The 25,155-nt window shown below is 63.2% G+C and carries 24 protein-coding genes and 1 riboswitch; of the genes, 8 read left to right on the forward strand and 16 right to left on the reverse strand.

Features of this window, described 5'->3' with window-relative positions:
* Positions 1-74: 74 nt before the first annotated feature.
* Together ispA and HU736_RS18125 are read right to left on the reverse strand one after the other, a co-directional pair.
* The gene (gene ispA / locus HU736_RS18120; protein WP_103435130.1) at positions 75-962 is read right to left on the reverse strand and encodes a (2E,6E)-farnesyl diphosphate synthase; all 888 of its coding nucleotides are present in this window, start codon (positions 960-962) and stop codon (positions 75-77) included.
* Entirely contained in the window at positions 959-1,201 is a 243-nt protein-coding gene (locus tag HU736_RS18125; RefSeq protein WP_101322296.1) for an exodeoxyribonuclease VII small subunit, read from the reverse strand. The genes ispA and HU736_RS18125 overlap by 4 nt, the downstream gene beginning before the upstream one ends.
* A 255-nt stretch (positions 1,202-1,456) precedes the next feature.
* Between HU736_RS18125 and HU736_RS18130 the strand changes: the two genes are divergently transcribed.
* From HU736_RS18130 to HU736_RS18140, 3 genes are read left to right on the forward strand one after another with little or no spacing between them, the layout of a single operon-like run.
* Positions 1,457-2,860, forward strand: a complete 1,404-nt coding sequence (locus tag HU736_RS18130) for an MBOAT family O-acyltransferase (protein WP_186701537.1) — start codon at positions 1,457-1,459, stop codon at positions 2,858-2,860.
* Positions 2,847-3,947, forward strand: coding sequence for an SGNH/GDSL hydrolase family protein (locus HU736_RS18135; protein ID WP_103435128.1), 1,101 nt, complete (start codon positions 2,847-2,849; stop codon positions 3,945-3,947). Before HU736_RS18130 ends, HU736_RS18135 begins: the two co-directional genes overlap by 14 nt.
* Before the next feature lies 1 nt (position 3,948).
* Positions 3,949-5,142: an SGNH/GDSL hydrolase family protein gene (locus HU736_RS18140; RefSeq protein WP_186701538.1), complete on the forward strand. Its 1,194-nt coding sequence runs from the start codon at positions 3,949-3,951 to the stop codon at positions 5,140-5,142.
* Between the two features lie 59 nt (positions 5,143-5,201).
* Here HU736_RS18140 and ribB read toward each other — a convergent pair whose 3' ends face one another.
* On the reverse strand, positions 5,202-5,852 hold the full coding sequence (gene ribB, locus HU736_RS18145; protein ID WP_186701539.1) for a 3,4-dihydroxy-2-butanone-4-phosphate synthase: 651 nt from the start codon (positions 5,850-5,852) through the stop codon (positions 5,202-5,204).
* Between the two features lie 79 nt (positions 5,853-5,931).
* Positions 5,932-6,073, reverse strand: a riboswitch (FMN riboswitch).
* Positions 6,074-6,229: 156 nt separating this feature from the next.
* Here ribB and HU736_RS18150 point away from each other — a divergent pair.
* Positions 6,230-7,219, forward strand: coding sequence for a zeta toxin family protein (locus tag HU736_RS18150; RefSeq protein ID WP_186701540.1), 990 nt, complete (start codon positions 6,230-6,232; stop codon positions 7,217-7,219).
* Between the two features lie 20 nt (positions 7,220-7,239).
* Here the strand turns inward: HU736_RS18150 and HU736_RS18155 are convergent, their stop codons facing one another.
* From HU736_RS18155 to exaC, 10 genes are all read right to left on the reverse strand, one after another.
* On the reverse strand, positions 7,240-8,136 hold the full coding sequence (locus tag HU736_RS18155; protein ID WP_186701562.1) for an alpha/beta hydrolase: 897 nt from the start codon (positions 8,134-8,136) through the stop codon (positions 7,240-7,242).
* Positions 8,137-8,404: 268 nt separating this feature from the next.
* A complete protein-coding gene (locus tag HU736_RS18160) occupies positions 8,405-9,106 on the reverse strand; it encodes a LexA family transcriptional regulator (protein ID WP_103435123.1) in 702 nt (233 codons plus the stop codon).
* A gap of 204 nt (positions 9,107-9,310) precedes the next feature.
* Entirely contained in the window at positions 9,311-9,838 is a 528-nt protein-coding gene (gene ppa, locus HU736_RS18165; protein WP_101322289.1) for an inorganic diphosphatase, read from the reverse strand.
* Positions 9,839-9,931: 93 nt separating this feature from the next.
* A complete protein-coding gene (locus tag HU736_RS18170) occupies positions 9,932-10,747 on the reverse strand; it encodes a M90 family metallopeptidase (protein WP_186701541.1) in 816 nt (271 codons plus the stop codon).
* Between the two features lie 7 nt (positions 10,748-10,754).
* Complete coding sequence (locus HU736_RS18175) at positions 10,755-11,402, reverse strand: DedA family protein (protein WP_103438659.1); 648 nt, start codon at positions 11,400-11,402, stop codon at positions 10,755-10,757.
* A gap of 221 nt (positions 11,403-11,623) precedes the next feature.
* Positions 11,624-12,088 carry a GNAT family N-acetyltransferase gene (locus HU736_RS18180; RefSeq protein WP_101322286.1) on the reverse strand — a complete coding sequence of 155 codons (465 nt, stop codon included), beginning with the start codon at positions 12,086-12,088 and terminating at the stop codon, positions 11,624-11,626.
* Positions 12,089-12,196: 108 nt separating this feature from the next.
* A complete protein-coding gene (gene eutC, locus HU736_RS18185; protein ID WP_186701542.1) occupies positions 12,197-13,015 on the reverse strand; it encodes an ethanolamine ammonia-lyase subunit EutC in 819 nt (272 codons plus the stop codon).
* 8 nt (positions 13,016-13,023) lie between these two features.
* A complete protein-coding gene (locus tag HU736_RS18190; protein ID WP_186701543.1) occupies positions 13,024-14,418 on the reverse strand; it encodes an ethanolamine ammonia-lyase subunit EutB in 1,395 nt (464 codons plus the stop codon).
* A 49-nt stretch (positions 14,419-14,467) separates the two neighbouring features.
* Positions 14,468-15,916, reverse strand: coding sequence for an ethanolamine permease (gene eat / locus HU736_RS18195; RefSeq protein WP_101322284.1), 1,449 nt, complete (start codon positions 15,914-15,916; stop codon positions 14,468-14,470).
* A gap of 154 nt (positions 15,917-16,070) precedes the next feature.
* Positions 16,071-17,591, reverse strand: a complete 1,521-nt coding sequence (gene exaC, locus HU736_RS18200) for an acetaldehyde dehydrogenase ExaC (RefSeq protein WP_101322283.1) — start codon at positions 17,589-17,591, stop codon at positions 16,071-16,073.
* A 268-nt stretch (positions 17,592-17,859) separates the two neighbouring features.
* Here exaC and HU736_RS18205 point away from each other — a divergent pair, with 268 nt between their 5' ends.
* From HU736_RS18205 to HU736_RS18220, 4 genes are all read left to right on the forward strand, one after another.
* A complete protein-coding gene (locus HU736_RS18205) occupies positions 17,860-19,764 on the forward strand; it encodes a sigma-54-dependent Fis family transcriptional regulator (RefSeq protein WP_186701544.1) in 1,905 nt (634 codons plus the stop codon).
* Positions 19,765-19,832: 68 nt separating this feature from the next.
* The gene (gene mpl / locus HU736_RS18210) at positions 19,833-21,182 is read left to right on the forward strand and encodes a UDP-N-acetylmuramate:L-alanyl-gamma-D-glutamyl-meso-diaminopimelate ligase (RefSeq protein WP_101322281.1); all 1,350 of its coding nucleotides are present in this window, start codon (positions 19,833-19,835) and stop codon (positions 21,180-21,182) included.
* The gene (gene ubiX, locus HU736_RS18215; protein ID WP_101322280.1) at positions 21,179-21,808 is read left to right on the forward strand and encodes a flavin prenyltransferase UbiX; all 630 of its coding nucleotides are present in this window, start codon (positions 21,179-21,181) and stop codon (positions 21,806-21,808) included. Before mpl ends, ubiX begins: the two co-directional genes overlap by 4 nt.
* Complete coding sequence (locus tag HU736_RS18220; protein WP_103435119.1) at positions 21,805-22,092, forward strand: YceK/YidQ family lipoprotein; 288 nt, start codon at positions 21,805-21,807, stop codon at positions 22,090-22,092. Before ubiX ends, HU736_RS18220 begins: the two co-directional genes overlap by 4 nt.
* Before the next feature lie 81 nt (positions 22,093-22,173).
* Here the strand turns inward: HU736_RS18220 and HU736_RS18225 are convergent, their stop codons facing one another.
* The 3 genes from HU736_RS18225 to HU736_RS18235 all read right to left on the reverse strand — a co-directional run bounded on the left by HU736_RS18225 (position 22,174) and on the right by HU736_RS18235 (position 25,137).
* Positions 22,174-22,818, reverse strand: a complete 645-nt coding sequence (locus tag HU736_RS18225) for an oxidoreductase (RefSeq protein ID WP_101322278.1) — start codon at positions 22,816-22,818, stop codon at positions 22,174-22,176.
* Between the two features lie 26 nt (positions 22,819-22,844).
* A complete protein-coding gene (locus tag HU736_RS18230; protein ID WP_186701545.1) occupies positions 22,845-24,578 on the reverse strand; it encodes a C13 family peptidase in 1,734 nt (577 codons plus the stop codon).
* A gap of 103 nt (positions 24,579-24,681) precedes the next feature.
* Positions 24,682-25,137: a MaoC family dehydratase gene (locus HU736_RS18235; protein WP_186701546.1), complete on the reverse strand. Its 456-nt coding sequence runs from the start codon at positions 25,135-25,137 to the stop codon at positions 24,682-24,684.
* Positions 25,138-25,155 lie beyond the last annotated feature (18 nt).

The following is a 25,155-nucleotide window of genomic DNA, read 5'->3' on the forward strand; positions in this document are numbered from 1 at the left end:
TCGGCAAACTGCCCATTCACACAGGTTCAGCCGCCGCGCTGCCAATGCAACGCGAGCGGGTACTGCCAGTACTGTCAGTGGCGGCGCTCGACGATATAGCGGGCCAGCGCACGCAGGGGTTCGGCGTGCTCGCCAAAGCCGCTCAGCGCCCGCAAGGCCTGGTCACGCAGTTCGCCGGCATAAGCTTTGGCCGCGTCCAGCCCCAGCAGGGCTGGGTAAGTGGGTTTGTCACGGGCTATGTCAGCACCCTGGCGTTTGCCCAGGGTCGCGGTATCGCTCTCGACATCGAGAATGTCGTCCTGCACCTGGAAGGCCAGGCCAACCGCGCGTGCATACACCTGCAATGCATCCAGCTGCGCTTGATCGGCGCGGGCGCTGGCCAGGGCGCCAAGGCGCACGCTGGCTTCGATCAAGGCACCGGTTTTGTGCCGGTGCATGTATTCCAGCGCCTGCTGATCCAGCTTGACCCCGACCGAGCCGAGGTCGATGGCCTGGCCGCCGACCATGCCGGCAGGGCCGGCAGCGTTGGCCAGGGTTTGCACCATGGCCAGGCGGATCGAGTCGGCTTGCGGGCTCAGGCCCGGGTCGAGCAGGGCGGTGAAGGCCAGGCTCTGCAAACCGTCGCCGGCAAGAATCGCACAGGCTTCGTCAAACGCCTTATGGGTGGTCGGCTGACCGCGGCGCAGGTCGTCATCGTCCATCGCCGGCAGGTCATCATGAACCAGCGAATAAGCGTGGATCAGCTCGACCGCACAGGCTGCGCCGTTGGCTTGCTCGGCCGGAGTGCCGAAGGCTTCGCAGGCGGCATAGGCGAGCAATGGCCGCACGCGCTTGCCACCGTTCATCACGCTGTAGCGCATGGCCGCATACAGGCGTTGCAATTGTTCGGCAGGCGCTTGCAGCAGCGGTTCGAGGGCGGCGTCGACGCGGGCCTGGCAGCTGGCCTGATAGGCTTTGATCATGCTTCGGGCTCGGCATCGAACGGCTGCGCGGCAAGTTCGCCGTCGCGCTCGAGCAGAATCTGCACTTTTTGTTCGGCCTGGGCGAGCGCGCCCTGGCAGTCGCGGGTCAGGGCGATGCCTTGCTCGAAGGCGGCCAGCGACTCTTCCAGCGACAGTTCACCGTTCTCCAGGCGCTCGACCAGGGTTTGCAGGTCGGCGAGGGATTGCTCGAAATCGATGGAGGTTTTTTTGCGGGCCATGGCGACGGTCTCGGTGGCGATCTTAACGGCGCGACACTAGCAGAGGCAGGCATGTGGAGCAAATTGGACGGGCGTGAGCGGACCTACTGGCATGCAATAAATGCTGTCGCATTTTGTAGCATTTACCTTGGCGTCCTCATCTTGCGTTTTACAGACTTGTCCGATTGTCCCCCTCTGGTCCCTCTGACATAATCCCGCGCGCTCTATTCCGGTGCTTTACCGCCCCTCTCTCCACGTCACGTAATGGACTACGTTGTGAGCTTCCTTTCGATCGAATTTGGCCTCTGCTTTGCGTTGTTCTTTCTGCTCTACTGGAGCCTGTGCTGGAGCCTGCGTCTGCAGAACGCACTGCTGTTGGCGGCGAGCTATGGCCTGGTGGCCAGCTTCAGCCTGCAGTCGCTGTATATCCTGCTCGGTTACAGCGTGCTGGTGTACGCCCTCGGGCTGCTCGCGGCGCGCTATCCCGGGCGCTGGTTCATCAGCGGTTTGCTGCTGACGTTGGTGTTGGGGTGCTTTTATCTATTCAAGTATCAGGAGTTCTTCGTCAGCGGCGCACAAAACGCCCTGGCTGCGCTGGGCCTTGATGTGTCGTTGCCCATCGTCGAGCTGCTGGTGCCGATCGGGCTGTCGTTTTATGCCTTTCACTCGGTCAGTTACCTGGTCTCGATCAACCGTCGCGAGCTGAGCACGGCGGCGCCGTTGGACCTTGCCCTGTATCTGGCGTTTTTCCCAAGCCTGGTAGCCGGCCCGGTCAATCGAGCCCTGCACATGCTGCCGCAGATTCGCCCCGAGGCGATGCGTCAAGTGCTGGAGCCGCAACGGGCGCTGGGGCTAATCGCCATGGCGGTGGTCAAGCTGTTCTTCCTCAGCGCCTGGCTTGGCAGCGAGTGGGTCGATCCGGTGTTCGACACTCCAGGCAGTGCCAGCCCCGAGCAGGTGTTGCTGAGCGTGTATGGCTACAGCCTGCTGATCTACTTCAACTTCAGCGGCTATACCAATCTGGTTACCGGCATTGCCCTGCTGCTGGGCTTCCGCCTGCCGGACAACTTCGCAGCACCCTACGCTGCGCACAATCTCAAGGAATTTTGGGGGCGTTGGCATATCAGCCTGTCGCGGTTCATTCGTGACTATGTCTATATCCCACTCGGCGGCAACCGCCAGGGCGCCTGGCGCGGCAACCTGAACATGTTGCTGGCCATGCTGGTGTCCGGCTTGTGGCACGGCGCCAGCGCCAACTTCCTCATCTGGGGCGCGCTGCACGGCATTGGCCTGGCGATCTACAAGCTGTTCGCACAATCGGCGCCTGGCTTTGCCCGCGTGCCAGGAGCGGGCCTGCTGGCGCGCTTGCTGACCTTCCACTACGTGGCGTTTGCCTGGATCTTCTTCCGCAGCCCGACCCTCGACGGCGCCCTGGAGATGCTGGCGGATATCGCCCATGTCAGCCTGGCCGGGCTGAACTCGCCCAGCGGCGTGCTGATCCTTGCCTGCGTGCTGTATCTGGCCATTTATCCACAGTTGCTCAAGCTGCTCGAGCGCAGCCTGGCGGCCAGCCAACGCCTGCCGTGGCAGTTGTACCCCGTGCCGTTGGCGCTGTTCGTGTCGTTGATCATCTTCGCCTCGCAGTCGGGCGTACCGGGGTTCATTTATGCCAGCTTCTAATTCAGGGCAATTGCTGCGCGTGCAGCTGGACGCGGCCAAGGCGCTTTACGCGATCGTGGTGGTGATGGGCATCTTGTTCTGGCTCAACCAGGACTCGATCAAGCTCTACTGCCAACAAAAATATCACCAGAGCTGCGAGCTGCCGCTGGTTGGGCAAGCGCCGGCCTGGCGCTTCGGGGCCAGCCTGACCGCAGCGTTGGGCGCGGCGCGCGACAGTTTCATCGCCAGCCTGGAGCGCGACAAGCAGGTGGTCGCGGCGCCAGCCACAACCGTGCTGGCGCCGAGCATGCCGGTGGTGACAGTCGATCTCGAACAACCGCTGCCTGCGGCCAGGCCCGAGCCCGTGCACAGGGTGGCCGAGCCTGGCGCAAGTGCACCGCTGCCGGTTATCCAGCAGGCGCCAGTGCCATTGGCGCAAACCGGTAGCAGCGTGGTCCTGGCCGCCGGGGACCAGGTGTTTCTGGTCGGTGACTCGTTGATGCAAGGGGTCGCCCCTCACCTGGCCAACAGCCTGCGCAAGCGTTACCAAATCAACACCGTCAACCTCAGCCGGCAGAGTACCGGCCTGGCTTATCCGGGCTTTTTCAACTGGCCGCAAACCGTCGCCGACACGCTGGCGCGGGAGCCGAACATCCGCCTGATGGTGGTGTTCCTCGGCCCCAACGATCCATGGGACATGCCGCAGGGCAAGGGCAAGCCGTTCCTGCGCTTCAAGTCAGCGGAATGGGAGCTGGCCTACCGTGCCCGGATCGACGCTATCCTCGAGCAGGCCCGCGCGCGAAATGTGCAGGTAATCTGGGTCGGGCCACCGAACATGAACCAGCCGCGGCTGTCTGCTGCAATGGCTTACCTGAGTGGCTTGTACCAACAACAGACGGCGCTGTTCGGCCAGCACTTCGTGTCCGCCAACCCGTTTCTGGGTTACCCCGACGAGCAGTTCTCCTTCACCGTGCAAACGCCGGAAGGCAAGCGGGTCAAGGTGCGCTACGACGACGGTGTGCACTTCACCATTACCGGCCAGAAAATGATCGCTGCACAGGTGCTGTCGCTGATCAGCTTTACTGGCCTGACCGTTACAGGACACTGATATGCGCCCATGGCCTCACTTGCTGGGCCTGGCCCTGTTGATCAGCAGCATGCAAGGCTGCAGCGCTGGCGTAACCGCGCCGCCACAGCCGCAGCCGGTCAAACAGGCAAAAAACCCCAGCCCGACCCGGGACGGCAACGTCAGCCTGCTCGCGGGCAAGCTGCGCAACGCCGGCCGAGCGCCGGTGGCGATTGTCCAGCTGGGCGACTCGCATACCGCTGCAGACTTGTTCAGTGGCGAGCTGCGCCGGTTGCTGCAGGCGCGTTACGGTGACGGTGGCATTGGCCTGGTGCCGGCCACCGCCGTGCTCGGCATCCGCCATGACCGGGTGATCATCAACAGCGAGCCGCGGCAGTGGACGCTGGTGTCGGCGCGCAACCAGCAGAGCAGCCAGTTTCCGTTGGGTGGCTACCTGTCCATCCCGCAAGCGGCGCAGCCGGTGGTCACCCTCAAGGCGCGTGATGATGACCACCAGCGCTATCGCATCTCTGCGTTGTACCAGGCAGCCAGCAACAGCACGCTGGTGGCCAATGGCACGCAGCGGCGCATGCTCCCGGCCACCGCCGGCAAGTGGCAACTGAGCCCGGCCTTCCCCAACCTCGGCTTGCCCGTGCAGATGAGCCTGCAGGCCAGCCAGGACGTACTGCTCGGTGGCTGGTACATCCAAGGGCAGAAGAACAGCGGGGTGACCTTGTCGGCGTTGGGTATCAACGGCGCCCGCCTGGAGGTGGTCGACAAGTGGCAGCCAGGTTGGCAAGACAGCCTCAAGGCGCTGCGCCCCGACCTGGTGATCCTCGCCTACGGCACCAACGAGGCGTTTGACGACACCCTCGATCTGGCGCTGTACCAGACGCAACTGGATGCCACCCTGACGCGCTTGCGACAGGACATGCCGCGCAGCGCGATCCTGCTGGTCGGCCCGCCGGACTCGATCAAGCAGCGCAAGGCGCACAGCTGTGCAGCACGGCAGCCGCAGCCATTGGCCGCAGTTGTGCGCATCCAGCGCCAGCTGGCGCAGAAGCACAAGGCGCTGTTCTGGGATTGGCAGGGTTACATGGGTGGGCCGTGCTCGATTGCAACGTGGCAGGCACAGGGGCTGGCGCGGGGTGATCTGGTGCACCTGACCGCAGATGGCTATCGCAAGAGTGCGGCGGGCTTGTATCAGTTTCTGAAAGTGCCACTAGGCTTGCGCTAGCGCCATCAAGGCTGGCGCAGGGCAAACCGGATGTACGGCTCGCCTCGCGCCAGTTGCGATCAGACGGCGACGGCTTCCATCTGGGTCAGCGCCACGCGGTACTGGGCCAACTCCTCGATGGTCAGCATCGGCATGCTGTTCTCACGGGCATACAGGGCCACCTGCTCGCCGCGGGCCATGCTGCCATCCGGGTTCATCAGTTCGCACAGCACGCCGGCCGGCCGCAGCCCGGCAAGGCGCGCCAGGTCGACTGTGCCTTCGGTGTGACCACGGCGGGTCAGCACGCCGCCATTGCGCGCCCGCAGCGGGAACACATGGCCCGGGCTGACGATATGGCGCTGCTCGGCACTCGAGCTCAGCGCCGCCTGAATGGTGGTGATCCGATCATGCGCAGAAACACCGGTGGTAATGCCCTCGGCCGCTTCGATGGTGACGGTGAAGCCGGTGCCATGGCGGGCCTGGTTGTTCTTCACCATCGGCGCCAGCTCGAGCGCGTCGACCGTGGCTTCGTCCAGGCACAGGCAAACGATACCGCTGCAATCGCGGATCATCATGGCCATGGTTTGCAGCGAGATGTTTTCGGCGGCGGCAATGATGTCCGCTTCGTCCTCGCGGTCATTGTCGTCGAGCAACAGGACCGGACGGCCTGCCTGGAATGCAGCCAGTGCGGCGGCAACATTGGGGAATTGCTGTTGGTGCTTGGGTGACATGAAACGCTCCTCGTGAAAAATCGATGAACGTCTCGGGGCGAACAAAACGCGCGCGCAGGGGCACCTGATGGCCCCTGCCAAACGCCTTCTTTCATCCGGACTATGACCGTCGGCCCTGGAATCTCACCAGATCTGCTGTCCCCCGACCGGGTCGGGGCGCTCGCGGGCTCATCTTTCGATTTACCGCCGGTGGGGACTTGCACCCCGCCCTGAAGACCGGCTCAGCATACAGCACCGAGGTACCGGGCTGGCAAGCGCCGGCTCTGCGACTTTCGCCGTAGTCGGCGGTGGCAATTATTTACCGCCTCGGCATGGCGAGCGTGCCGCAGCCTGTCGACCCGCCCGGCGTAGGGCTGATTCTCCAGGAGCACACGCGCATGACCAGTCAATATCCATTCAGCGATGACGACGTGCAGCACGCATTCGATCAACTCAGTGCGACGCTGTTCGACGTAACACGTGACTTCGACCCTGACGACCATCAGTTGCCAAGCCCGAAAATACTGATTGTCGCCGGTGCACAGGGCTCGGGCAAAACCTACCTGCTGGAAAAGAACCTGCTACCCAGTGAGCGTTACCAGAACTACGTACGCCTGTACCTGCCAGCGTTTCGCGAGTTGCACCCCAGCTACGCCCAGATGCAGGCGCAGGGTGTGCTCCACGTGTATGAGCACACAGAAACGTTCATATGGGCGTTGGGCGGCAAGGTGTTCGCCCACGCCTTTGCCAACAAGTACAACATCATCATGGAGTCGGCGCTGGATAACATCGAATTCGCCAAGTTCCCGCCGGCGGCAACCGCAGCGGGCTACCGTTTCGAGGTCCATATGATCGCCTGCCAGAAGGAACTCAGCCATTGGGCAACGCTTGATCGAGTGGTCAAAAGCATCGAAAGCGGCGAGCTTGAACGAGTGGTGTCATTGACACAGATCGAGGAGGCGCAGTTCAACGCCAAGGCGATTCTGGATGCCTTCGAGAATGCCTGCACTCAAGTGCCCGGCTCGGAAATCACGCTCTACCAGCGCGACCTGCCGACCAACATGGAGCGCCAAGTGCTCTGCCACAGTACCTGCGACAACTATGCAGAGCTCACGCCGCAGGCGGACTTCAAGGGCCAGCCGTTCGCTCAGGTGCCACATCTGGGTGTTAAGTTTGGCATCCTGCGCAATGCTCAGGCCAACTCCCCATGCGCTTATCTGCAGTATGCGCAAGTCGTTCACGCTGGGCTGATAAGCGAAGAGGTGCGCCAGAAAATGGTTCAGAAGTGTTGCGCTACATTGGCCAAAGCCCACCCGCTGATGCCCGCGATTCCGGCTGAGGTGTTCCGCGCCTTGTCCATGTATGTGCTCAAGTACGTCCATCCATAACGCAGCACACCGCCTGCTGGTTACTTTGAAAGCGTTTCCAGCAGATGCGCGAGCGATGCAGGCAGCATTGCTCCGTGGCTCAGGTCATCGAAGCGTTGGTAAGAGACGTGCAGGCCGTTTACCTGGCCAAGCTCGGTCGCCAGCTCACGCATCGGCCGCTCGGCATCCGCCTGCTGCTGTCCGCGCGGGCTGGCTGGTTCGGCTGTGCCACGCATCAACAGCAGGGACGGTCGAGCCTGACCAAGACGCTGCTGCAGGCCATGCGCTTCACGCCCAATCGCACCGTCATGCCACCACAGCGAGGGGCTGGCGGCTGCGTATTGGCTGAACTCGCCTGGGCGGGTAAACAGCGCATGCAGGACCGCAAGGCCGCCGTAGGAGTGGCCCCACAGCGTCTGCCGGTTGGTGTCGATTGGCGCGACGCTGGCGACCAGCGGGCGCATGCGCTGGCTGAGCAGGTCCAGAAACGCGTCGACACCACCGCTGGGCAGACCTGTCAGCGGGTCGAGCTGTTCGGCCTGGCCTGCAATATTAGGCGTGTAATCGAAGCTGCGCGCGTTTCGGTCAATGCGTTGCTCACCCTGATAACCCACGGCTACCAGCAGTGGGGCTTGCCCGTTGGCGAGTTTCTCCAACAGCCCCGGTTGCAGCACAGCCATCGCTGCATTGCCGTCGAGCATCCACAGCACCGGGTAGCCGGCAGCCGGGGCCGGGCTGTTGGGTTGGCCGACCCACAATTGGTAGTGGCGCTTGCCATCGTCGGAGTCCAGCCTCAAGGTGCTGAAGCGATAGGCCTGACTGTCGTTTTGCAGCCGGTTCGAATCGACCGCCTGCTCGCGGGCAGGTGGCGCTGCAAGCGTCTGGCCAATGACGACGGGGCCGAACAGGAGGGTAATCAGCAGCGGGACGATTTTCATCATGGGCTACCTGCGGGAGGGCGGGTGAATTGCGGGCATTAAAAAGCCGGCTTGTGGCCGGCTTCTCGGGGACGATCTTGGCTCATTTTTGGTAAGCCGCAACCGCCTTAAACGGTATGACCTCAAGGGCCATGAAAAGAAGGCAGACGGCTGTGTCAGGCGTCGCCGAGCCCTCTGCAACGCGGCCTGGGCCGGTGTGGGGCGTAATGTGGGCCGAAGCATACTAGGGCCGGCAGCCGATGCCCAGCAAAAAATGGCACGAGTTATTTCAGAAACTGCCCCGCTGGTTGAAATATGACCAGTGGAATACCCAGCCGATGATTTCCAGCCCTTGCTCCTGACGTTGCGCGAAGGTGTAGCGCTCGACCGCGTAGTTGCGCTGGTCGTGGCTGTGCAGGCATAGGGTGTCGTCGTGGTCGAGGCTGAGACTGTGCACCTTGAGCTGGCCGCTGTGCAGCAGGGCGTAGGTCTGGCCGTCGACTACATGCGTGCTGCCGCGGTCGATGGCAATGATCGCGTCCTGCGGGATCATCGGCGCCATGTTACCGGCGGGCATGAGCATGCAGATCGCTTGCTGAGGGAGCACGCCAAGGGTTTCCAGGGATTGTGCCGGCAGGGTCAGGTGTCCCTGCATGTCAGGTGACAGCTGGTTGCCGTGCAGCCGGTACAGGGAGATCCGCAGCAGCCGGCCGTCCAGGTCGAGCAGCGAGGTGGGTTGGTGCACTGCCTCGGCGCAGACGCCGCTCTGGCGCAGGATGGCGCTGTGGTATTTGGGCCCTACGCCGTTCATCAGCCAGCGCCGGTGCACGCAGAACAGATCGGCCATTTCGTCCATGCGTGCCAGAGGCACACCGCGTTTGAACCAATTGTTGACGTGCTGGGGGGTAACGCAACGCTGGGCGGCGAAATCGGAAGGGGTCAGGTCGCATTCTTGCAGGAGTGCCTTGAGGCGGTCGCCGGATGTCGTCATGGGCGAAGTTTAACGGGGGCAGGACGGCAGGAAAATGAACTGAGGGTTTGATTTTGTTGTGGGAAAACAGAGGGTTTGTAGGAAGGATCCTAGGACGGATTTTGGGCGAGGGAATCTGCAGCAGGGAAGAGTAGGCATGAAAAGGGGCGCAGAGCGCCCCTAGACATATGGTCTGAACGGCATCACCGCTCAGACTTGTTCGGCTCAGCCCTTGTAGGCAGCAACCGATTTGGTGATCGCTTCACGGGCGGCGTCGGCGCCGGCCCAGCCTTCGATCTTGACCCATTTGCCCTTCTCGAGATCTTTGTAGTTCGCGAAGAAGTGCTCGATCTGCTGGATCAGCAGCGCTGGCAGGTCGGTGTACTCTTTGACGTCGACGTACAGCTGCGACAGCTTGTCGTGCGGGACAGCGATGACCTTGGCGTCGCCGCCGCCATCGTCGGTCATGTTCAGCACGCCGACCGGGCGGGCGCGGATGACCGAGCCTGGCGCTACCGGGTACGGCGTCACGACCAGCACGTCGAGCGGATCACCGTCGTCGGCCAGGGTGTTGGGGATGAAGCCATAGTTGGCCGGGTAGAACATCGGGGTGGCCATGAAACGGTCGACGAACAGGGTGTCGCTGTCCTTGTCGATCTCGTATTTGATCGGGGCGTGGTTAGCCGGGATTTCGATGGCGACGTAGATGTCGTTCGGCAGGTCTTTGCCAGCCGGAATCTTGCTGTAGCTCATTGGGCAGGGCCCCCGTGTCTGTTCAGAAAATTGGCGGCGATTATAGGCATATTCCGCCAGTGCACGCCACGCCCTGCCTGATGTGTGGCCAGCTCAGGGCTGACCGGCGCAATACAGTGGATCTTCAGCCTGAAGCCGGGTCAGGCGGGCCAGCGGGTCCTGCCGGTAGAACTGGACCAATTGCTGATAGACCTGCGGATACGCCTGTTGTAGCAGGTCAGGCCCACTAAAGAAGTATTCGCTGGTGACGGCGAAAAACTCAGCAGGATTCTCCGCGGCATACGGGTCAATTGCGGTCTCGGCATCCGGCTTGGCATCAAGCTGACGGTTGAGGTCGTCGTAGGCGCTCTGCATTGCAGCCGACCAGTCGCCGACGTGCATGCCGTGGTGCAGCGGCGGCAGGCCGTTGGCGTCGCCATTGAGCATGTCGAGTTTGTGCGCCAGCTCGTGGATCACCAGGTTGTAGGCCTCCCAGCCGCCACCGGCGAGTACCCCGTCCATTGCCAGAATGACCGGCCCCTGTTGCCAGGCTTCGCCGCTGTGCTCGCCGTCATAGACGTGCTCGACGCCGCTGGCATCGCGGTGGCGCTGGGGGCTTTTGAAGTCGTCGGGGTAGAGGATGATCTCGTGAAAACCCTGATACCAGTCAAGATCGCCCAGGTGCAGCAACGGCAGTTGCGCCTGGGCAGCGAGCAGCAGGCGCTGCTCGTCATCCAGTTCGACCCCGGGCAGGCAGGTCAGGTGTTTGGCATGCAGAAACAGCACGCAGGCCTCACGCAGCCAGCAGTCTTCCTCGGCGGTTATGCCATCGAGCACCGGCAGGCGCTGGCGCACGGCCTGCCACAACTGTGCATCGATTGGGTAGCGCGCCAGGGTGCGCCGGCGCCGCCAGGCGCGTAACGACCACATGTGCCGATCAGTGCGCCTTGGCCGCGCGACCGAAGCGGCCACGCAGCAGGCCGAGCAGCATCGGCACCAGCGACAGGACGATGATCATTACCACCATCAGCGACAGGTGCTGCTTGATGAACGGCACGTTGCCGAAGAAGTAGCCCAGGGTGACCAGGCCGCCGACCCAGAGCAGCGAACCGGCCACGCTGAAAGTCAGGAAACGCGGGTAGTGCATGTGGGCAATGCCGGCGACAAACGGCGCAAAGGTGCGCAGGATTGGCAGGAAGCGCGCCAGGGTCACGGTCTTGCCACCATGTTTGTCGTAGAAATCATGGGTCCGCTGCAGGTAGTCGCGGCGGAAGATCTTCGAGTTGGGCTTGTTGAACAAGCGTTCACCGGCCGTGCGGCCTATCACGTAGTTGGTGCTGTCGCCGAGGATCGCTGCGGCCATCAACAGGCCGGCCAGCAGCACCGGATCCATGCCACCACCGGCCGCCACTGCACCGGCAATGAACAGCAGCGAGTCGCCCGGCAGGAATGGCATAACCACCAGCCCGGTTTCGCAGAAGATCACCGCGAAGAGAATGGCGTAGATCCACGGGCCGTAGTTGTTCACCAGCAAATCAAGGTAGGCATCGAGATGCAGGATAAGGTCAAGCGGGTTGAAATCCATGTACAGCACCTGTGTTCTTGACCCGCGACAACGGGCGCGCAAAGACGGAAATCGGCTACGCATGTGTGAGCGTAGGTAAACTTTCACACATGTAAAAAAGGGATTATACGGACAAGCTGGGATCGTGCCCGGGGAGATTGTAGCGGCGGATTACCGGCCGGCGGCAAAGGCCGTGGCGCTGGAGCCTGTGGCAGCGGCTGTACGCCGCTGCCACAGCGCGATCAATCCGAGTTGATCGGCAGGGTGTAGTTCTTGAACTCGGTGTCCTCGCGAAAGCCCATAGACTCATAGGTTTTCATGGCGACCTGATTGTCGGTGCTGGTCGATACGCGCATGCGCACGGCGTTGGTTTCTTTGGCCATCTTCTTTGCTTCACGCATCAGGTGGTCGGCCACCAGCATGCGCCGGGCGTCTTCGGCGACATAAATGTCATTGAGGATCCACACCCGTTTCAGCGACAGCGACGAGAAGCTTGGATACAGCTGGCAGAAGCCCAGCAGCTTGCTGTCGTCGACATCGTCATCGGCGAAGGCCAGATAGATCACCGACTCCTCCAGCCGCAGGCGCTTTTCGAGAAAGCTGCGTGAGCTGTCCGGGTAGGGCAGTTGCCCGTAGTACTCGCGGTATTTGACGAACAATGGGTTGAGCAGGTCGAGATGTGCCAGGGTTGCCTTGATGATGCGCATGTACGGCCCTCAGAGTCCATTTAGGCAAACGACAGATTGCCGACAACGTTCGCGCCCATGCTGCCCCAAAGCAGGCGCGAAGCGCAATCCAGCCGCCAGCAGTGATAACTACTGTTCGCCGAGCAAAAAGTTACCGCGTTTTGCGCTGGGGTCTGACGAGTCGAGGCTCAGTACCTCGGCTTCGTCTTTGAGGTTCACGCCCGACAGCTGGCGCCGACACGCTTCGCGCATCAGATACAGCAGGCGATGCGCGGCCATGCCGTAGCTCAACCCCTCTAAACGCACGTTGGAGATGCAGTTGCGATAAGCATCGGTCAGGCCGACCTTGGGCGCGAAGGTGAAGTACAGGCCCAGGCTGTCGGGCGAGCTCAGCCCCGGTCGTTCGCCGATCAGCATGACCGTCATGCGTGCACCGAGTAGCTGGCCGACCTCGTCGGCGATCGCGACGCGGCCTTGTTCGACCAGCACCACCGGTGCGCTGGTCCAGCCATCGGCTGCGGCCTGCTCTTCAAAGCGGCTGAGAAACGGCAGGGTATGCCGATGCACCGCCAGCGCAGAAAGGCCATCGGCCACGACGATAGCCAGATCGACCCCGCCGGGGTTTGCCTTTACGTGCTCGCGCAGTTGTTCGACCGAGGCTTCATTCAACCGTCGACCCAGGTCAGGGCGCTGCAGGTACTGGTCGCGATCACTGGCGGCGCTGTGCAGCAGCAGGCTTTCGCGGCCGCGGTCGCTGAGCTGACTGCGCAGCCCGGCGTGGTCGAACGGCAGGTGCACGGCATCGCGGGCCTGGGCGTGGGCGAACTGGAAATCCAGCTGGGCGCTGGTCGGCAGGCTGATGCCGCTGCGGCCCAGGGCGATGCGCGCCGGAGTCAGGCTGCGCAGGGCCAGCCAGGGGTTGTCGGTGGTTGGTGTGTGCTGATCCATGGTCATCCCTATGCGAGCTGCGCCAAGGCCTGGCGGAAAGCGGGCGGCAGGTTGTCGCCAAAGCGAATGCGGCCATCGCCCTGGGTGAAGATGCCGGTGCGCTCCAGCCAGGCTTCGAATTCCGGCCCGGGCTTGAGGCCAAGGGTCTGGCGCGCGTAGAGGGCGTCGTGGAACGAGGTGGTCTGGTAGTTGAGCATGATGTCGTCGGAACCGGGGATGCCCATGATGAAGTTGATCCCGGCTACCCCCAGCAGGGTCAACAGGGTGTCCATGTCGTCCTGATCGGCTTCGGCGTGGTTGGTGTAGCAGATGTCGCAACCCATCGGCACACCGAGCAGCTTGCCGCAGAAGTGGTCTTCGAGGCCGGCGCGGATGATCTGCTTGCCGTTGTACAAGTACTCCGGGCCGATGAAACCGACCACGGTATTGACCAGAAACGGCTTGAAGTGGCGCCCCACGGCGTAGGCGCGGGTTTCGCAGGTCTGCTGGTCGACGCCATGGTGGGCGTTGGCCGACAGCGCGCTGCCCTGGCCGGTCTCGAAGTACATCAGGTTCTGCCCGACGGTGCCACGCTTGAGCGACAGGCCGGCTTCATAGCCTTCCTGCAAGACATTGAGGTTGATGCCAAAGCTGGCGTTGGCCGCTTCGCTGCCAGCGATCGACTGGAACACCAGGTCCAGCGGTACGCCGCGGTTGATCGCCTCGATCGAGGTGGTGACGTGGGTCAGCACGCAGGCCTGGGTCGGGATCTGGTAGCGCTGGATGATCGCATCGAGCATTTCCAGCATGGCGCAGATCGACGAGATGCTGTCGGTGGCCGGGTTGATGCCGATCATCGCATCGCCGTTGCCGTACAGCAGGCCGTCGAGAATGCTCGCGGCGATCCCGGCTGGCTCATCGGTCGGATGATTGGGCTGCAGGCGGGTCGACAGGCGTCCGCGCAAACCCATGGTGCCGCGAAACTGCGTGACTACGCGGATCTTCTGCGCGACCAGGATCAAGTCCTGCACACGCATGATCTTCGAGACCGCCGCGGCCATTTCCGGGGTCAGGCCAGGGGCGAGGGCGCGCAGGCTGTCTTCATTGGCCTGCTCGCCGAGCAGCCAGTCGCGCAGGCCGCCGACGGTCAGGTGGCTGACCGGGGCGAAGGCCTCAGCGTCGTGGCTGTCGATGATCAGTCGGGTAACTTCGTCCTCTTCGTAGGGGATCAGCGCTTCGCTTAAAAAGTGCGTGAGGGGGATATTGGCCAGGGCCATCTGCGCGGCGACGCGTTCGCCGTCATTTTCGGCGGCGACCCCGGCGAGGAAGTCACCGGAGCGGGCCGGGCTGGCCTTGGCCATGACTTCCTTGAGACTGTCGAAGCGGTAGACCAGATGGCCTACCGTGTGTACGAAACTTGCCATACAGACTCTCCAGAGCGCCGCAGGCAGGGCCTGCGGCGCGTAGCGGCAATCAGTGCAAGGCCTCTTCGGCCTTCTGGATCGCAGCGAACTCTTCTTCCGGTGTGCCCGCTACCAGGTGGTGACGGCTGTAGAACGCAAAGTAGGCGATCAATACTGCATAGATCACCGCAGCGCCAATTACCACTCGCGGATCGACCAGGAACCCGGCAATCACCGCCACGCAGGCCAACACCAGTGCCACGCCCGAGGTGAAGATGCCGCCTGGGGTGCGGTACGGGCGGTCCATTTTCGGCCGGCGGATACGCAGGGTGATGTGCGCCGCCATCATCAATACATACGATAGGGTCGCGCCGAAAACCGCGACCAGAATCAGCAAATCACCTTGGCCGGTCAGCGACAGCGCGAAGCCGATGATGCCCGGGATGATCAGGGCCAGTACCGGCGCCTTGCTCTTGTTGGTCTGCGACAGCTTGCGCGGCAGGTAGCCGGCGCGCGACAGGGCGAAGATCTGCCGGGAGTAGGCATAGATGATCGAGAAGAAGCTGGCGATCAAACCGGCCAGGCCGACCAGGTTGACGAAGCCGCCCATCCAGGTCGAGCCACCGTAGGCTTTCGACAGGGCTTCAACCAGCGGGTTGCCCGAGGCTTTCAGCGCTTCCGAGCCTGCACCGCCCGGGCCGATCACCAGAATCAGCAGGGCAAACGCCAGCAGCACCAGCATCGCGCCGATCAGGCCACGCGGCAGGTCACGTTTCGGGTTCTTGGTTTCTTCGGCAGCCAGCGGCACGCCTTCGACCGCGAGGAAGAACCAGATCGCATAGGGAATTGCCGCCCACACACCGAGATAACCAAACGGCAGGAAGCTGCTGGCGCCGGCGGCATTGGTCGGGGCAATGTCGAACAGGTTGGCTGCATCAAAATGGGGCACCATGCCGAGCAGGAACACCACCAGGGCAATCGCCGCCACCGCGGTGATGATGAACATCAGCTTCAATGCCTCGCCGACCCCAAAGATGTGGATGCCGATAAAGATGATGTAGAAGGCCAGGTAGATCATCCAGCCGCCAATGCCGAACAGCGACTCGCAGTAGGCGCCGATAAACACCGCAATCGCCGCGGGCGCAATGGCGTACTCGATCAGGATCGCGGTGCCGGTGAGAAAACCGCCCCACGGGCCGAACGCACTGCGGGCAAAGCCGTAGCCACCGCCGGCGGTAGGGATCATCGACGACAGTTCGGCCAGCGAGAAGCACATGCACAGGTACATCGTCGCCATCAGCAAGGTGGCGAGGAACATGCCGCCCCAGCCGCCTTGGGCCAGGCCGAAGTTCCAGCCGGCGTAGTCACCGGAGATCACGTAGGCGACCCCGAGACCGACCAGCAGGACCCAGCCGGCGGCGCCTTTTTTCAGTTCGCGTTGCTGGAAATAGTCGGAGCCGACCTTTTCGAAATCGACGGAAGAAGTAGCCGGCGTACCGGCGGGATGATCGCTTGGCATTGGATTCACCAGTTATTTTTTTTGGGGGCCGAAGGGAGTGCGGCCACTTGGTGATTTGTCTTGCATGAAGCGCGCCAGAGCGGTTGCTGCGCTGGCGCTGAGGTGTGGCGGAAGCGGCGTGGAGGCTGCAGGGCAGCCTCCGGCGCGGTCAAGCCTAGAAGAAGCCCAGCGGATTGATGTCGTAGCTCACCAGCAGGTTCTTGGTCTGCTGATAATGATCGAGCATCATCTTGTGTGTTTCGCGGCCAACCCCGGACTTTTTGTAGCCACCAAACGCGGCGTGCGCCGGGTACAGGTGATAGCAGTTGGTCCACACCCGGCCGGCTTTGATGCCACGGCCCATGCGGTAGGCGCGGTTGATGTCGCGGGTCCAGACCCCGGCGCCGAGGCCGAACTCGGTGTCGTTGGCAATCGCCAGCGCTTCAGCTTCGTCCTTGAAGGTGGTGACGCTGACCACCGGGCCGAAGATTTCTTCCTGGAACACGCGCATCTTGTTGTTGCCCTTGAGCAGGGTCGGCTGGATGTAATAGCCGGTGGCCAGGGCGCCTTCGAGTTTTTCCACCTTGCCGCCGCTGAGCAGCTCGGCGCCTTCGGCCTGGGCGATGTCCAGGTAGGAGAGAATCTTCTCGAACTGCTGTTGCGAGGCCTGGGCGCCGATCATGGTCTCGGTGTCCAGCGGGTCGCCACGCTTGATCTGCTTGACCTTGTTCAGCACCGCTTCCATGAACTGCGGATAGATCGACTCCTGGACCAGCGCCCGCGATGGGCAGGTGCACACTTCGCCCTGGTTGAAGAACGCCAGCACCATGCCCTCGGCGGCCTTGTCGATAAAGCTCGGCTCGGCCTGCATGACGTCTTCGAAGTAGATGTTCGGCGACTTGCCGCCCAATTCGACGGTGGACGGGATGATGTTCTCGGCAGCGCACTTCATGATGTGCGAACCCACCGGGGTCGAGCCGGTGAAGGCGATCTTGGCAATGCGTTTGCTGGTCGCCAGCGCTTCGCCGGCCTCACGGCCATAGCCCTGCACCACGTTGAGCACGCCAGGTGGCAGCAGGTCGCCGATCAGTTCGACCAGCACGGTGATGCCCAGCGGGGTTTGCTCGGCGGGCTTGAGCACCACGCAGTTGCCGGCAGCCAGGGCCGGGGCGAGCTTCCACGCGGCCATCAGGATCGGGAAGTTCCACGGGATGATCTGGCCGACCACGCCCAGCGGTTCGTGGATGTGATAGGCCACGGTGTTTTCATTGATTTCGGCAGCGCCGCCTTCCTGAGCACGAATGCAGCCCGCGAAGTAGCGGAAGTGGTCGACCGCCAGCGGGATGTCAGCGTTGAGGGTTTCGCGGATCGGCTTGCCGTTGTCCCAGGTTTCGGTGATGGCCAGCAGCTCGAGGTTCTGCTCGATACGGTCGGCAATCTTCAGCAGCACGTTGGAGCGATCCTGTACCGAAGTGCGGCCCCAGGCATCGGCAGCAGCGTGTGCGGCGTCCAGCGCTTTGTCGATGTCTTCGGCAGTCGAGCGCGGGAATTCAGCGATCAGCTTGCCGTTGACCGGCGAAGTGTTTTCGAAATATTGACCTTTGACCGGAGCTACGAACTCGCCACCGATGAAGTTGCCGTACTGACGCTTGAAGTTGACCTTGGCGCCGTCGGTACCGGGATGTGCGTAACGCATGGTGTCTCTCCTGGTTAGTTATGTTTGTTAGGGAGTTATCAAGCGTAGAGCAAAGGTCGGGCCAGCGCCTGCCAGGCCATGTAGATCAAGGGTTTGGCCCAGTGCTGCGAGCGTGAAGGCCAGTCGTTGTGCCAGGGCTGGCACGCGCTGGGTGACACTTTGTACCGTTGTCGGTACAGCCTGTGCCGACAACGCCAGCGCACCATTGCAAAGGCTTCCCGGGTGGAGGATGCTGACCACAGACTGTATCTGCGGAGTCCAACAACAAATGCAGAACACCACGTTCAGCCAGCATGCCCAGCAGGTCCTGACCGCCGCCCGCGGCAAAGGCAACGGCCCGGGCAGCGACCCTTCCATTGCCCGCTCGTGGCTGCGTTGCCTGGAGGACTACCACCTTGATCCTGCGCGCAGCCAGGCGCCAGTGGTGCTTGAGCATGGGCGCCTGCTGGAGACCCGCGAGCGCCTGCGCCAAGTGCTGCACATTGCCGACGGCGAGATGAACAGCCTGCACCAGCAGCTCTCTGGCGCCGGCCATGCGGTGCTGCTCACCGATGCCCACGGGGTGATCCTCAACTGCGTCACGGCGCCCACCGAGCGGCGCATCTTCGAGCGCGCCGGGCTGTGGCTGGGGGCGGACTGGAGCGAAGCCAGCGAGGGCACCAACGGCATCGGCACCTGCCTGGTCGAGCGCCAGGCGCTGACCATTCATCAGAACGAACACTTTCGTGGCCGCCACACCGGCCTGACCTGCTCGGCGAGCCCGGTGTTCGACCCGCACGGCGGACTGCTGGCGGTGCTCGACGTGTCCTCGGCGCGGGCCGACGTGTCGCGTCAGAGCCAGTTCCACACCATGGCGCTGGTCAACCTGTCGGCGAAGATGATCGAGAGTTGCTACTTCCTGCGCCACTACCAGCATCAGTGGCTGCTGCGTTTTCACCTGCAGGCAGAGTCGGTCGGGCTGTTCAGTGAAGGCTTGCTTGCCTTTGATGGCGATGGCCGGATCAGCGCGGCCAACCAGAGCGCGCTGAACCTGCTGGGCAGCATTCGCAGTGGCGTGCTGGGCAAACCGATCGACATGTTCTTTGCCTGCAACCTCGACGAGTTGCTCGGCCGCGCGACGCCGCAGGGCAGTACCGCCTGGCCCCTGCACACCCGCGATGGTCGTCAGGTCTATGCCAGCCTGCGCGGGCAGGCACCGGTAGCGGCCTGGGCCGTGCCCGCCGCGCAGCCCTTGCCGGTGGTGGCGCCAGCAGCGCAGATCTGCCTGCTCGACCCGGCCCTGCAAACCGACTTTGGCCGCGCCCTGCGCGTGTTCGAGCGCGATGTGCCATTGCTGCTGCGTGGTGAAACCGGCTGCGGTAAGGAGGCCTTTGCCCAGGCGGTGCACCAGGCCAGCCAGCGCCGGCACAAGCCGTTTGTGGCGATCAACTGCGCGTCGATCCCGGAGAGCCTGATCGAGAGCGAGCTATTTGGTTATCGCGGCGGCAGCTTTACCGGCGCGCGCAAGGAAGGCATGCGCGGCAAGCTGCTCCAGGCGGATGGCGGCACCTTGCTGCTGGACGAGATCGGTGACATGCCGCTGGCCTTGCAGACGCGCCTGCTGCGCGTGCTGGAAGAACGCCAGGTAGTGCCCATCGGCGGCGAGGCGCAGGCCGTAGATGTGCGCATCATCAGCGCCACTCACCGCGATCTGCTCGAGCGGGTCGAGCAGGGCAGTTTCCGCGAAGACCTCTACTACCGCCTCAATGGCCTCGAAGTGCCCTTGCCAGCAGTACGCGAGCGCAGCGACAAGGGCCAATTGCTCGACTTCATCCTGGGACAGGAGGCCGATGGCCAGCCGCTTGAGCTGGAGCCGATGGCCCGCGAGGCGCTGCTGGCCTTCGCCTGGCCCGGTAACGTGCGCCAGCTGCGCAACGTGCTGCGTACGCTGGTGGCGCTGTGTGACGATCGGCGCATCGGTCTGACTGACCTGCCGGCGATCATCACCCGCACCGCTCCGGCAACGGCTAATGCCAGCGTGGCCGCGCCGTTGGCCGATGCCGAGCGCGAAGCACTGTTGGCCACCCTTGAACAACTGCGCTGGCACCTGACCCATGTCGCCAGCCACCTGGGCATCAGCCGCAACACCCTGTATCGCAAACTGCGCAAACACGGCATCACCCGAGTCAGTTGAAGCTGAATCAGCGGGTGCGAATTGGCGCGCCCTGGGCTACCCTGCCTCGACGTTTTGCGAGGTCGATCATGCACATTCATATTCTCGGTATTTGCGGTACTTTCATGGGCTCCCTGGCCGTGCTGGCGAAAGAGCTCGGCCATCGGGTCACCGGCTCCGATGCCAATGTCTATCCGCCGATGAGCACTCAACTCGAGGCCCAGGGCATCGAGCTGATCCAGGGCTATGACCCGGCGCAGCTGGAGCCAGCCCCTGATCTGGTGGTGATCGGCAACGCCATGTCGCGTGGCAACCCGGCAGTCGAATATGTGCTGAACAAAGGCCTGCCGTATGTTTCCGGCCCGCAGTGGCTGGCCGACCATGTGCTGCAAGGCCGCTGGGTCCTGGCTGTCGCCGGCACCCATGGCAAGACCACCACCAGCAGCATGCTCGCCTGGGTGCTGGAGCATGCGGGCATGAGCCCGGGCTTCCTCATTGGTGGCGTGCCGCAGAACTTCTCGGTGTCGGCGCGTCTCGGCGATACGCCGTTCTTCGTGATCGAAGCCGACGAATACGACAGCGCCTTCTTCGACAAGCGCTCGAAGTTCGTCCATTACCACCCGCGTACCGCGATCCTCAACAACCTTGAGTTCGACCACGCTGATATCTTCCCCGACCTGGCCGCCATCGAGCGTCAGTTCCATCATCTGGTGCGGACCATTCCGAGTGAAGGGCTGGTCATTCATCCGACCACCGAGCAAGCCCTGGAGCGGGTGATCGGTATGGGCTGCTGGACGCCGGTGCAGACCACCGGTGCTGGCGGGCAGTGGCAGGCGCGCCTGCTCAGCGCCGACGGCTCGCAGTTTGAAGTGCTGTTCGAAGGCGTGGTGCAGGGCACCGTCAATTGGCCAATGACTGGCCAGCACAACGTTGCCAATGCCCTCGCGACGCTGGCTGCGGCGCGTCATGTCGGCGTCGTCCCGGCGATGGCCATCGACGGACTGAATGCCTTCAAGAGCGTCAAACGGCGCATGGAAAAGGTTGCTGAAGTACAAGGCGTGACCATCTACGATGACTTCGCTCATCACCCGACCGCGATTGCCACCACCCTCGACGGCCTGCGCAAGCAGGTCGGTGAGGCGCCGGTGATTGCCGTGATCGAACCCCGTTCCAATTCGATGAAGCTCGGCGCGCACCGCGACGGCCTGCCCGAGAGCGTCAACGATGCCGACCAGGTGATCTGGTACGCCCCGGCCAACCTCGGTTGGGATCTCGCCGCGACTGCCGCGCAGTGCAAGGTGCCGGCGATTGTCGCCGACAGCCTCGAGGCGATCATCGAGCGGGTCAAGGGCCAGGCGCGCCCCGGTACCCATGTGGTGATCATGAGCAACGGCGGCTTCGGCGGCCTGCACGGCAAGCTGGCCGAGGCCTTGAAGTGAACGGCCCGCAGCGCATTACCCTGGCCATGACCGGCGCCTCCGGCGCGCAATACGGCCTGCGTCTGCTCGATTGCCTGGTACGGGAAGACCGCGAGGTGCACTTTTTGATCTCGAAGGCCGCGCAACTGGTAATGGCCACCGAGACCGATGTGCAACTGCCGCCCAAGGCGCAGGCGATGCAGACCTTCCTAACCGAATACACCGGCGCTGCCGCAGGGCAGATTCGTGTCTACGGCAAGGAAGACTGGATGTCGCCAGTGGCGTCAGGCTCCGGCGCGCCTGCGGCCATGGTCGTGGTGCCGTGCTCGACCGGGAGCTTGTCGGCGATTGCCACAGGTGCCTGCAACAACCTGATCGAGCGTGCCGCCGACGTCACTTTGAAGGAGCGCCGCCAGCTGATTCTGGTGCCGCGTGAGGCGCCGTTCTCGACCATTCACCTGGAGAACATGCTCAAGCTGTCGCAGATGGGCGCGGTGATTCTGCCTGCAGCACCAGGGTTCTACCATCAGCCGCAGACCATCGATGATCTGGTCGACTTTGTCGTCGCGCGGATTCTCAACCTGCTGAACATCCCTCAGGACATGCTGCCGCGCTGGGGCGAGCATCACTACGGAGTGGATGATTGAGGCGGGCTCTGCTGGCCTTGCTGATCGCTACTTCGCTGGGCGGCTGCGCCACCGTGCGTACGCTGGATGCGAACAAACCTGGGGCGCCGGTGGTATACGCCGGCGCCCGTCTGGATTGGTATGTGATCAATGGGGGCTGCTGCCCGGCGGATCGCTTTGGTGCACAACCACCGGCTTATCCAGCGCTGGACCTGCCCGGCAGCGCGCTGCTCGATACCCTGTTGCTGCCGCTGTCGTTGCTGACTGCGCTGGGCGTGGGCTTCAATGCATCAGGTGGGCTGTGAGATTGCCGGGGTAGTCTCTCGTGCCGGTCAATCAAAGTTGAACTGCTTATTTTGGGGCCGCAAGGCGGCCCCCGCCACTGCTTAGTTTTTACCCAGTTTGCGCAGTTCGTCCGACTCGATCACGCGGATACCGTCTTCTTCTTCCAGCGCCAGGCGCCACAGTGCCCGGGCCAGGGTGCACGCCTCGATGCCGCCGTACTTGCCAGGCAGCAGCCGGGCAATCGGCGCGGCCAGGCGCTCGGCGAGGCGCGGTTCAATCCGCTCACCGAGCAACAGCGATGGCCGCACAATGGTCAGCTGGGGCCAGTCCTGTGCTTTCAGCGCCTCCTCCATTTCGCCCTTGACCCGGTTGTAGAACACCGACGACTTCGGATCTGCACCAATGGCGCTGACCACCAGCAGATGGCGTGCACCCATTTCCCGCGCACGTTTGCTGAAGGCCACCACCATGTCCAGATCGACAGCGCGAAACGCCGACTCCGAGCCCGCCTGCTTGATAGTAGTGCCCAGGCAGCAGAAGGCGATATCGACCCGGCCGCCCAATTGCGGCAAAAACACCGCAGGGTCGCCGACCGGGTTTTCCAGGTGTGGGTGCTCTGCCAGCGGCCGGCGCGTCGGCGCCAGCACGCGGCTGATGGTGGGTTCATTGAGCAGCCGGTCAAGCAGGTGTTCACCTGTCAGGCCAGTAGCGCCGGCGATCAGGACATGCTGAGGCGTCAAGTACATGATGTCTCTCCCTTGTTACACACAGCTTAGCGCTTGGCAGGTGGTTTTGCCTGCGGCGGTACGGCTGTCTGAGCTTCATTGCGCAAGGCTTCTTCGGCCTGCTGCTGGCGCAGCCGTTGCCAGTGTGCCAGTACTGCGGGCGGCGCCCACAGCTGCGGTTCAGAGGCCTCGAAACCTTCCCTACGTTCCCGTTCGGCAACGCTGGCGCGCGCCAGTTCAAACGCCTGTTTCAAATCGTCGGTCTGGTTCAGGGCTTCAGCGAACAGGGCGTCGCCGAAATAGGTGAAGTCGGCCTCTTCCGAACAGCCGAACGACACCCGGTCCGGGCGCGCGGCGGTCATGATCAGGGTCCGCTCATCCTTCAGCGGCGGGATATAACCGCCGGAGTAGCAGGCCGAGATCACCACCACCTTGTCGCGGTCTTTGAGCGGCGCGAGGGCGCTGGTCAGCTCATCGGCGGAGAGATCGGCCAGTTGCAGGCGCGGCTGGTCGAGCACCAGCTGGTGGTCGGCGCTGCCGTGGCTGGTCAGGTAGATGAAGATCAGGTCTTCCGGGCCGCTGCGCTCAGCCAGGGTGGAGGCGGCGCGGGTGAGGTTCTGGCGGGTGGCCATCGGCCGATCGGCCAGGTGATCGCGGTGGTTGACCAGGGTGATCTGGCCGCTGGCACCAAAGCGCACCTTGAGCATGTTGCTGACATAGTCGGCTTCACGCATGAATACGCTTTGCTGGCCATCGCCGGCCAGCACCAGGCTGTACAGCTGGATCGGCGCCTTGGATGGCGGCACCTGGGTCAGCGCGTCCTTGAGCAGCTTGCCCTGATTGAGCAGGGCCAGGTCGAGCGGGTCGGGCAACAGCTTGCTCTGTTCGTCGCGCACACGCACGCCCTTGACCCAATAGCCGCCCTCGATGCGGCCGTCGGCCTGGATCAGGCGGCCATGGCCCTGGTAGGCGTCGTCGGCAAAACCGCCGATGTACTGGCTGCCGTCCGCCAGCTGCAGGCGGCCTTCGCCCGAGAACCGCCAGTTGCGAAAGCCGCCCTTGTAGCGGCTGCCATCGCTGCCCAGCAGCTCGCCCTGGCCGTCAAGCGAGCCATCGCTGAACTCACCGATCCAGACGTCGCCGTCGGCGTTTTCGAAGCGGCCGCGGCCTTGCAGGCGGTTGTCCTTGAACTCGCCGATGTATTGCTCGCCATCGGCGCTGTCGTAGGTGCCGCTGCCTTGCAGCTGGCCATCGACGAAGTAGCCACTGAACTGATTGCCGCTGGCATCGCTGCGCACCCCGGCGCCGTTCGGCTGGCCCTTGGCAAACAGGCCCTGATACTGGCTGCCGTCAGTGAGTTTGAGCTCGCCGGCGCCGTGGTACTGGTCGTCCTTGAACTGGCCACGGTAGACCTGATCGTTCTGCTTGAGAGTGCCTTCACCGTCGCGCCGGCCATGCTTGAAGGTACCTGAATAATGGCTGCCGGGCGTGGTCAGCTCGCCCAGGCCCTCGAACAGGCCGCTGGCGAACTGGCCGCGGTAGACCTCGCCGTTGCTGCCATGCCATTCGCCCTGGCCGTGCCACTGGCCATTGTCGAAGGTGCCGGCGTACCAACTGCCATTGGGGTAGTCGATGCGGCCCTCGCCCTGCAGCAGGCCATTGACCACCTGGCCACGGTAGCGGCCACCGTCAGGCAGGCGGGCGTCTGGCGGCGACAGTGGTTCGCCGTCGCCACAGGCAGCGAGCAGAACGGTGAGGGCGAGGGGCAGCAGTGCACGCATGGCGGATCTCGGCGATAGATGTGCCGAGTATGCCGCACAATGCGTGAGCTGAGACAGTGCCCCGCCAGCAATCGCAGGGCCGCGTGGCAGCCCCGTCAGCGGCTCAGACGAAACACAGGGTCAACGGCTCGGCGATATAGGCCGGCTTGTCTTCGCCTTCGATTTCCAGGGTAGCGAGGATCTTCAGCAGCCACTGGCCAGGCTTTTTCTCGGTCGCCTCCTTCAGCTCGACCTTGAGACGGACATTGCTGTCGACCTTGACTGGCTGGATAAAGCGCACGCTGTCCAGGCCATAGTTGACGATCATCTTCATGCCCTCGGGCAGCACGAGGATGTCTTCCATCAGCTTGGGGATCAGCGACAGGGTCAGAAAGCCATGGGCGATGGTGCCGCCGAACGGAGTCTTGCTGGCTTGTTCCGGGTCGACGTGGATGAACTGGAAATCGCCAGTGGCTTCGGCGAACAGGTTGATGCGTTGCTGATCGATGGTCAGCCAGGCGGAACGTCCCAGTTCCTTACCAACGTACTGCGAAAGCGCTGCAACAGGTACATAGGGCATCGTGACTCTCCAGGTTGT

The organism is Pseudomonas shirazensis, from assembly GCF_014268785.2.
GTDB classification, from domain to species: domain Bacteria; phylum Pseudomonadota; class Gammaproteobacteria; order Pseudomonadales; family Pseudomonadaceae; genus Aquipseudomonas; species Aquipseudomonas shirazensis.

What these genes read in the sequence shown, in the direction of transcription:
- ispA (WP_103435130.1), bottom strand. Translation starts at nt 962, where the DNA reads ATGATCAAAGCCTATCAGGCCAGCTGCCAGGCCCGCGTCGACGCCGCC.
- HU736_RS18125 (WP_101322296.1), bottom strand. Translation starts at nt 1,201, where the DNA reads ATGGCCCGCAAAAAAACCTCCATCGATTTCGAGCAATCCCTCGCCGAC.
- HU736_RS18135 (WP_103435128.1), top strand. Translation starts at nt 2,847, where the DNA reads ATGCCAGCTTCTAATTCAGGGCAATTGCTGCGCGTGCAGCTGGACGCG.
- HU736_RS18140 (WP_186701538.1), top strand. Translation starts at nt 3,949, where the DNA reads ATGCGCCCATGGCCTCACTTGCTGGGCCTGGCCCTGTTGATCAGCAGC.
- ribB (WP_186701539.1), bottom strand. Translation starts at nt 5,852, where the DNA reads ATGTCACCCAAGCACCAACAGCAATTCCCCAATGTTGCCGCCGCACTG.
- HU736_RS18150 (WP_186701540.1), top strand. Translation starts at nt 6,230, where the DNA reads ATGACCAGTCAATATCCATTCAGCGATGACGACGTGCAGCACGCATTC.
- HU736_RS18155 (WP_186701562.1), bottom strand. Translation starts at nt 8,136, where the DNA reads ATGAAAATCGTCCCGCTGCTGATTACCCTCCTGTTCGGCCCCGTCGTC.
- HU736_RS18160 (WP_103435123.1), bottom strand. Translation starts at nt 9,106, where the DNA reads ATGACGACATCCGGCGACCGCCTCAAGGCACTCCTGCAAGAATGCGAC.
- ppa (WP_101322289.1), bottom strand. Translation starts at nt 9,838, where the DNA reads ATGAGCTACAGCAAGATTCCGGCTGGCAAAGACCTGCCGAACGACATC.
- HU736_RS18170 (WP_186701541.1), bottom strand. Translation starts at nt 10,747, where the DNA reads ATGTGGTCGTTACGCGCCTGGCGGCGCCGGCGCACCCTGGCGCGCTAC.
- HU736_RS18175 (WP_103438659.1), bottom strand. Translation starts at nt 11,402, where the DNA reads ATGGATTTCAACCCGCTTGACCTTATCCTGCATCTCGATGCCTACCTT.
- HU736_RS18180 (WP_101322286.1), bottom strand. Translation starts at nt 12,088, where the DNA reads ATGCGCATCATCAAGGCAACCCTGGCACATCTCGACCTGCTCAACCCA.
- eutC (WP_186701542.1), bottom strand. Translation starts at nt 13,015, where the DNA reads ATGGATCAGCACACACCAACCACCGACAACCCCTGGCTGGCCCTGCGC.
- HU736_RS18190 (WP_186701543.1), bottom strand. Translation starts at nt 14,418, where the DNA reads ATGGCAAGTTTCGTACACACGGTAGGCCATCTGGTCTACCGCTTCGAC.
- eat (WP_101322284.1), bottom strand. Translation starts at nt 15,916, where the DNA reads ATGCCAAGCGATCATCCCGCCGGTACGCCGGCTACTTCTTCCGTCGAT.
- exaC (WP_101322283.1), bottom strand. Translation starts at nt 17,591, where the DNA reads ATGCGTTACGCACATCCCGGTACCGACGGCGCCAAGGTCAACTTCAAG.
- HU736_RS18205 (WP_186701544.1), top strand. Translation starts at nt 17,860, where the DNA reads ATGCAGAACACCACGTTCAGCCAGCATGCCCAGCAGGTCCTGACCGCC.
- mpl (WP_101322281.1), top strand. Translation starts at nt 19,833, where the DNA reads ATGCACATTCATATTCTCGGTATTTGCGGTACTTTCATGGGCTCCCTG.
- HU736_RS18225 (WP_101322278.1), bottom strand. Translation starts at nt 22,818, where the DNA reads ATGTACTTGACGCCTCAGCATGTCCTGATCGCCGGCGCTACTGGCCTG.
- HU736_RS18230 (WP_186701545.1), bottom strand. Translation starts at nt 24,578, where the DNA reads ATGCGTGCACTGCTGCCCCTCGCCCTCACCGTTCTGCTCGCTGCCTGT.
- HU736_RS18235 (WP_186701546.1), bottom strand. Translation starts at nt 25,137, where the DNA reads ATGCCCTATGTACCTGTTGCAGCGCTTTCGCAGTACGTTGGTAAGGAA.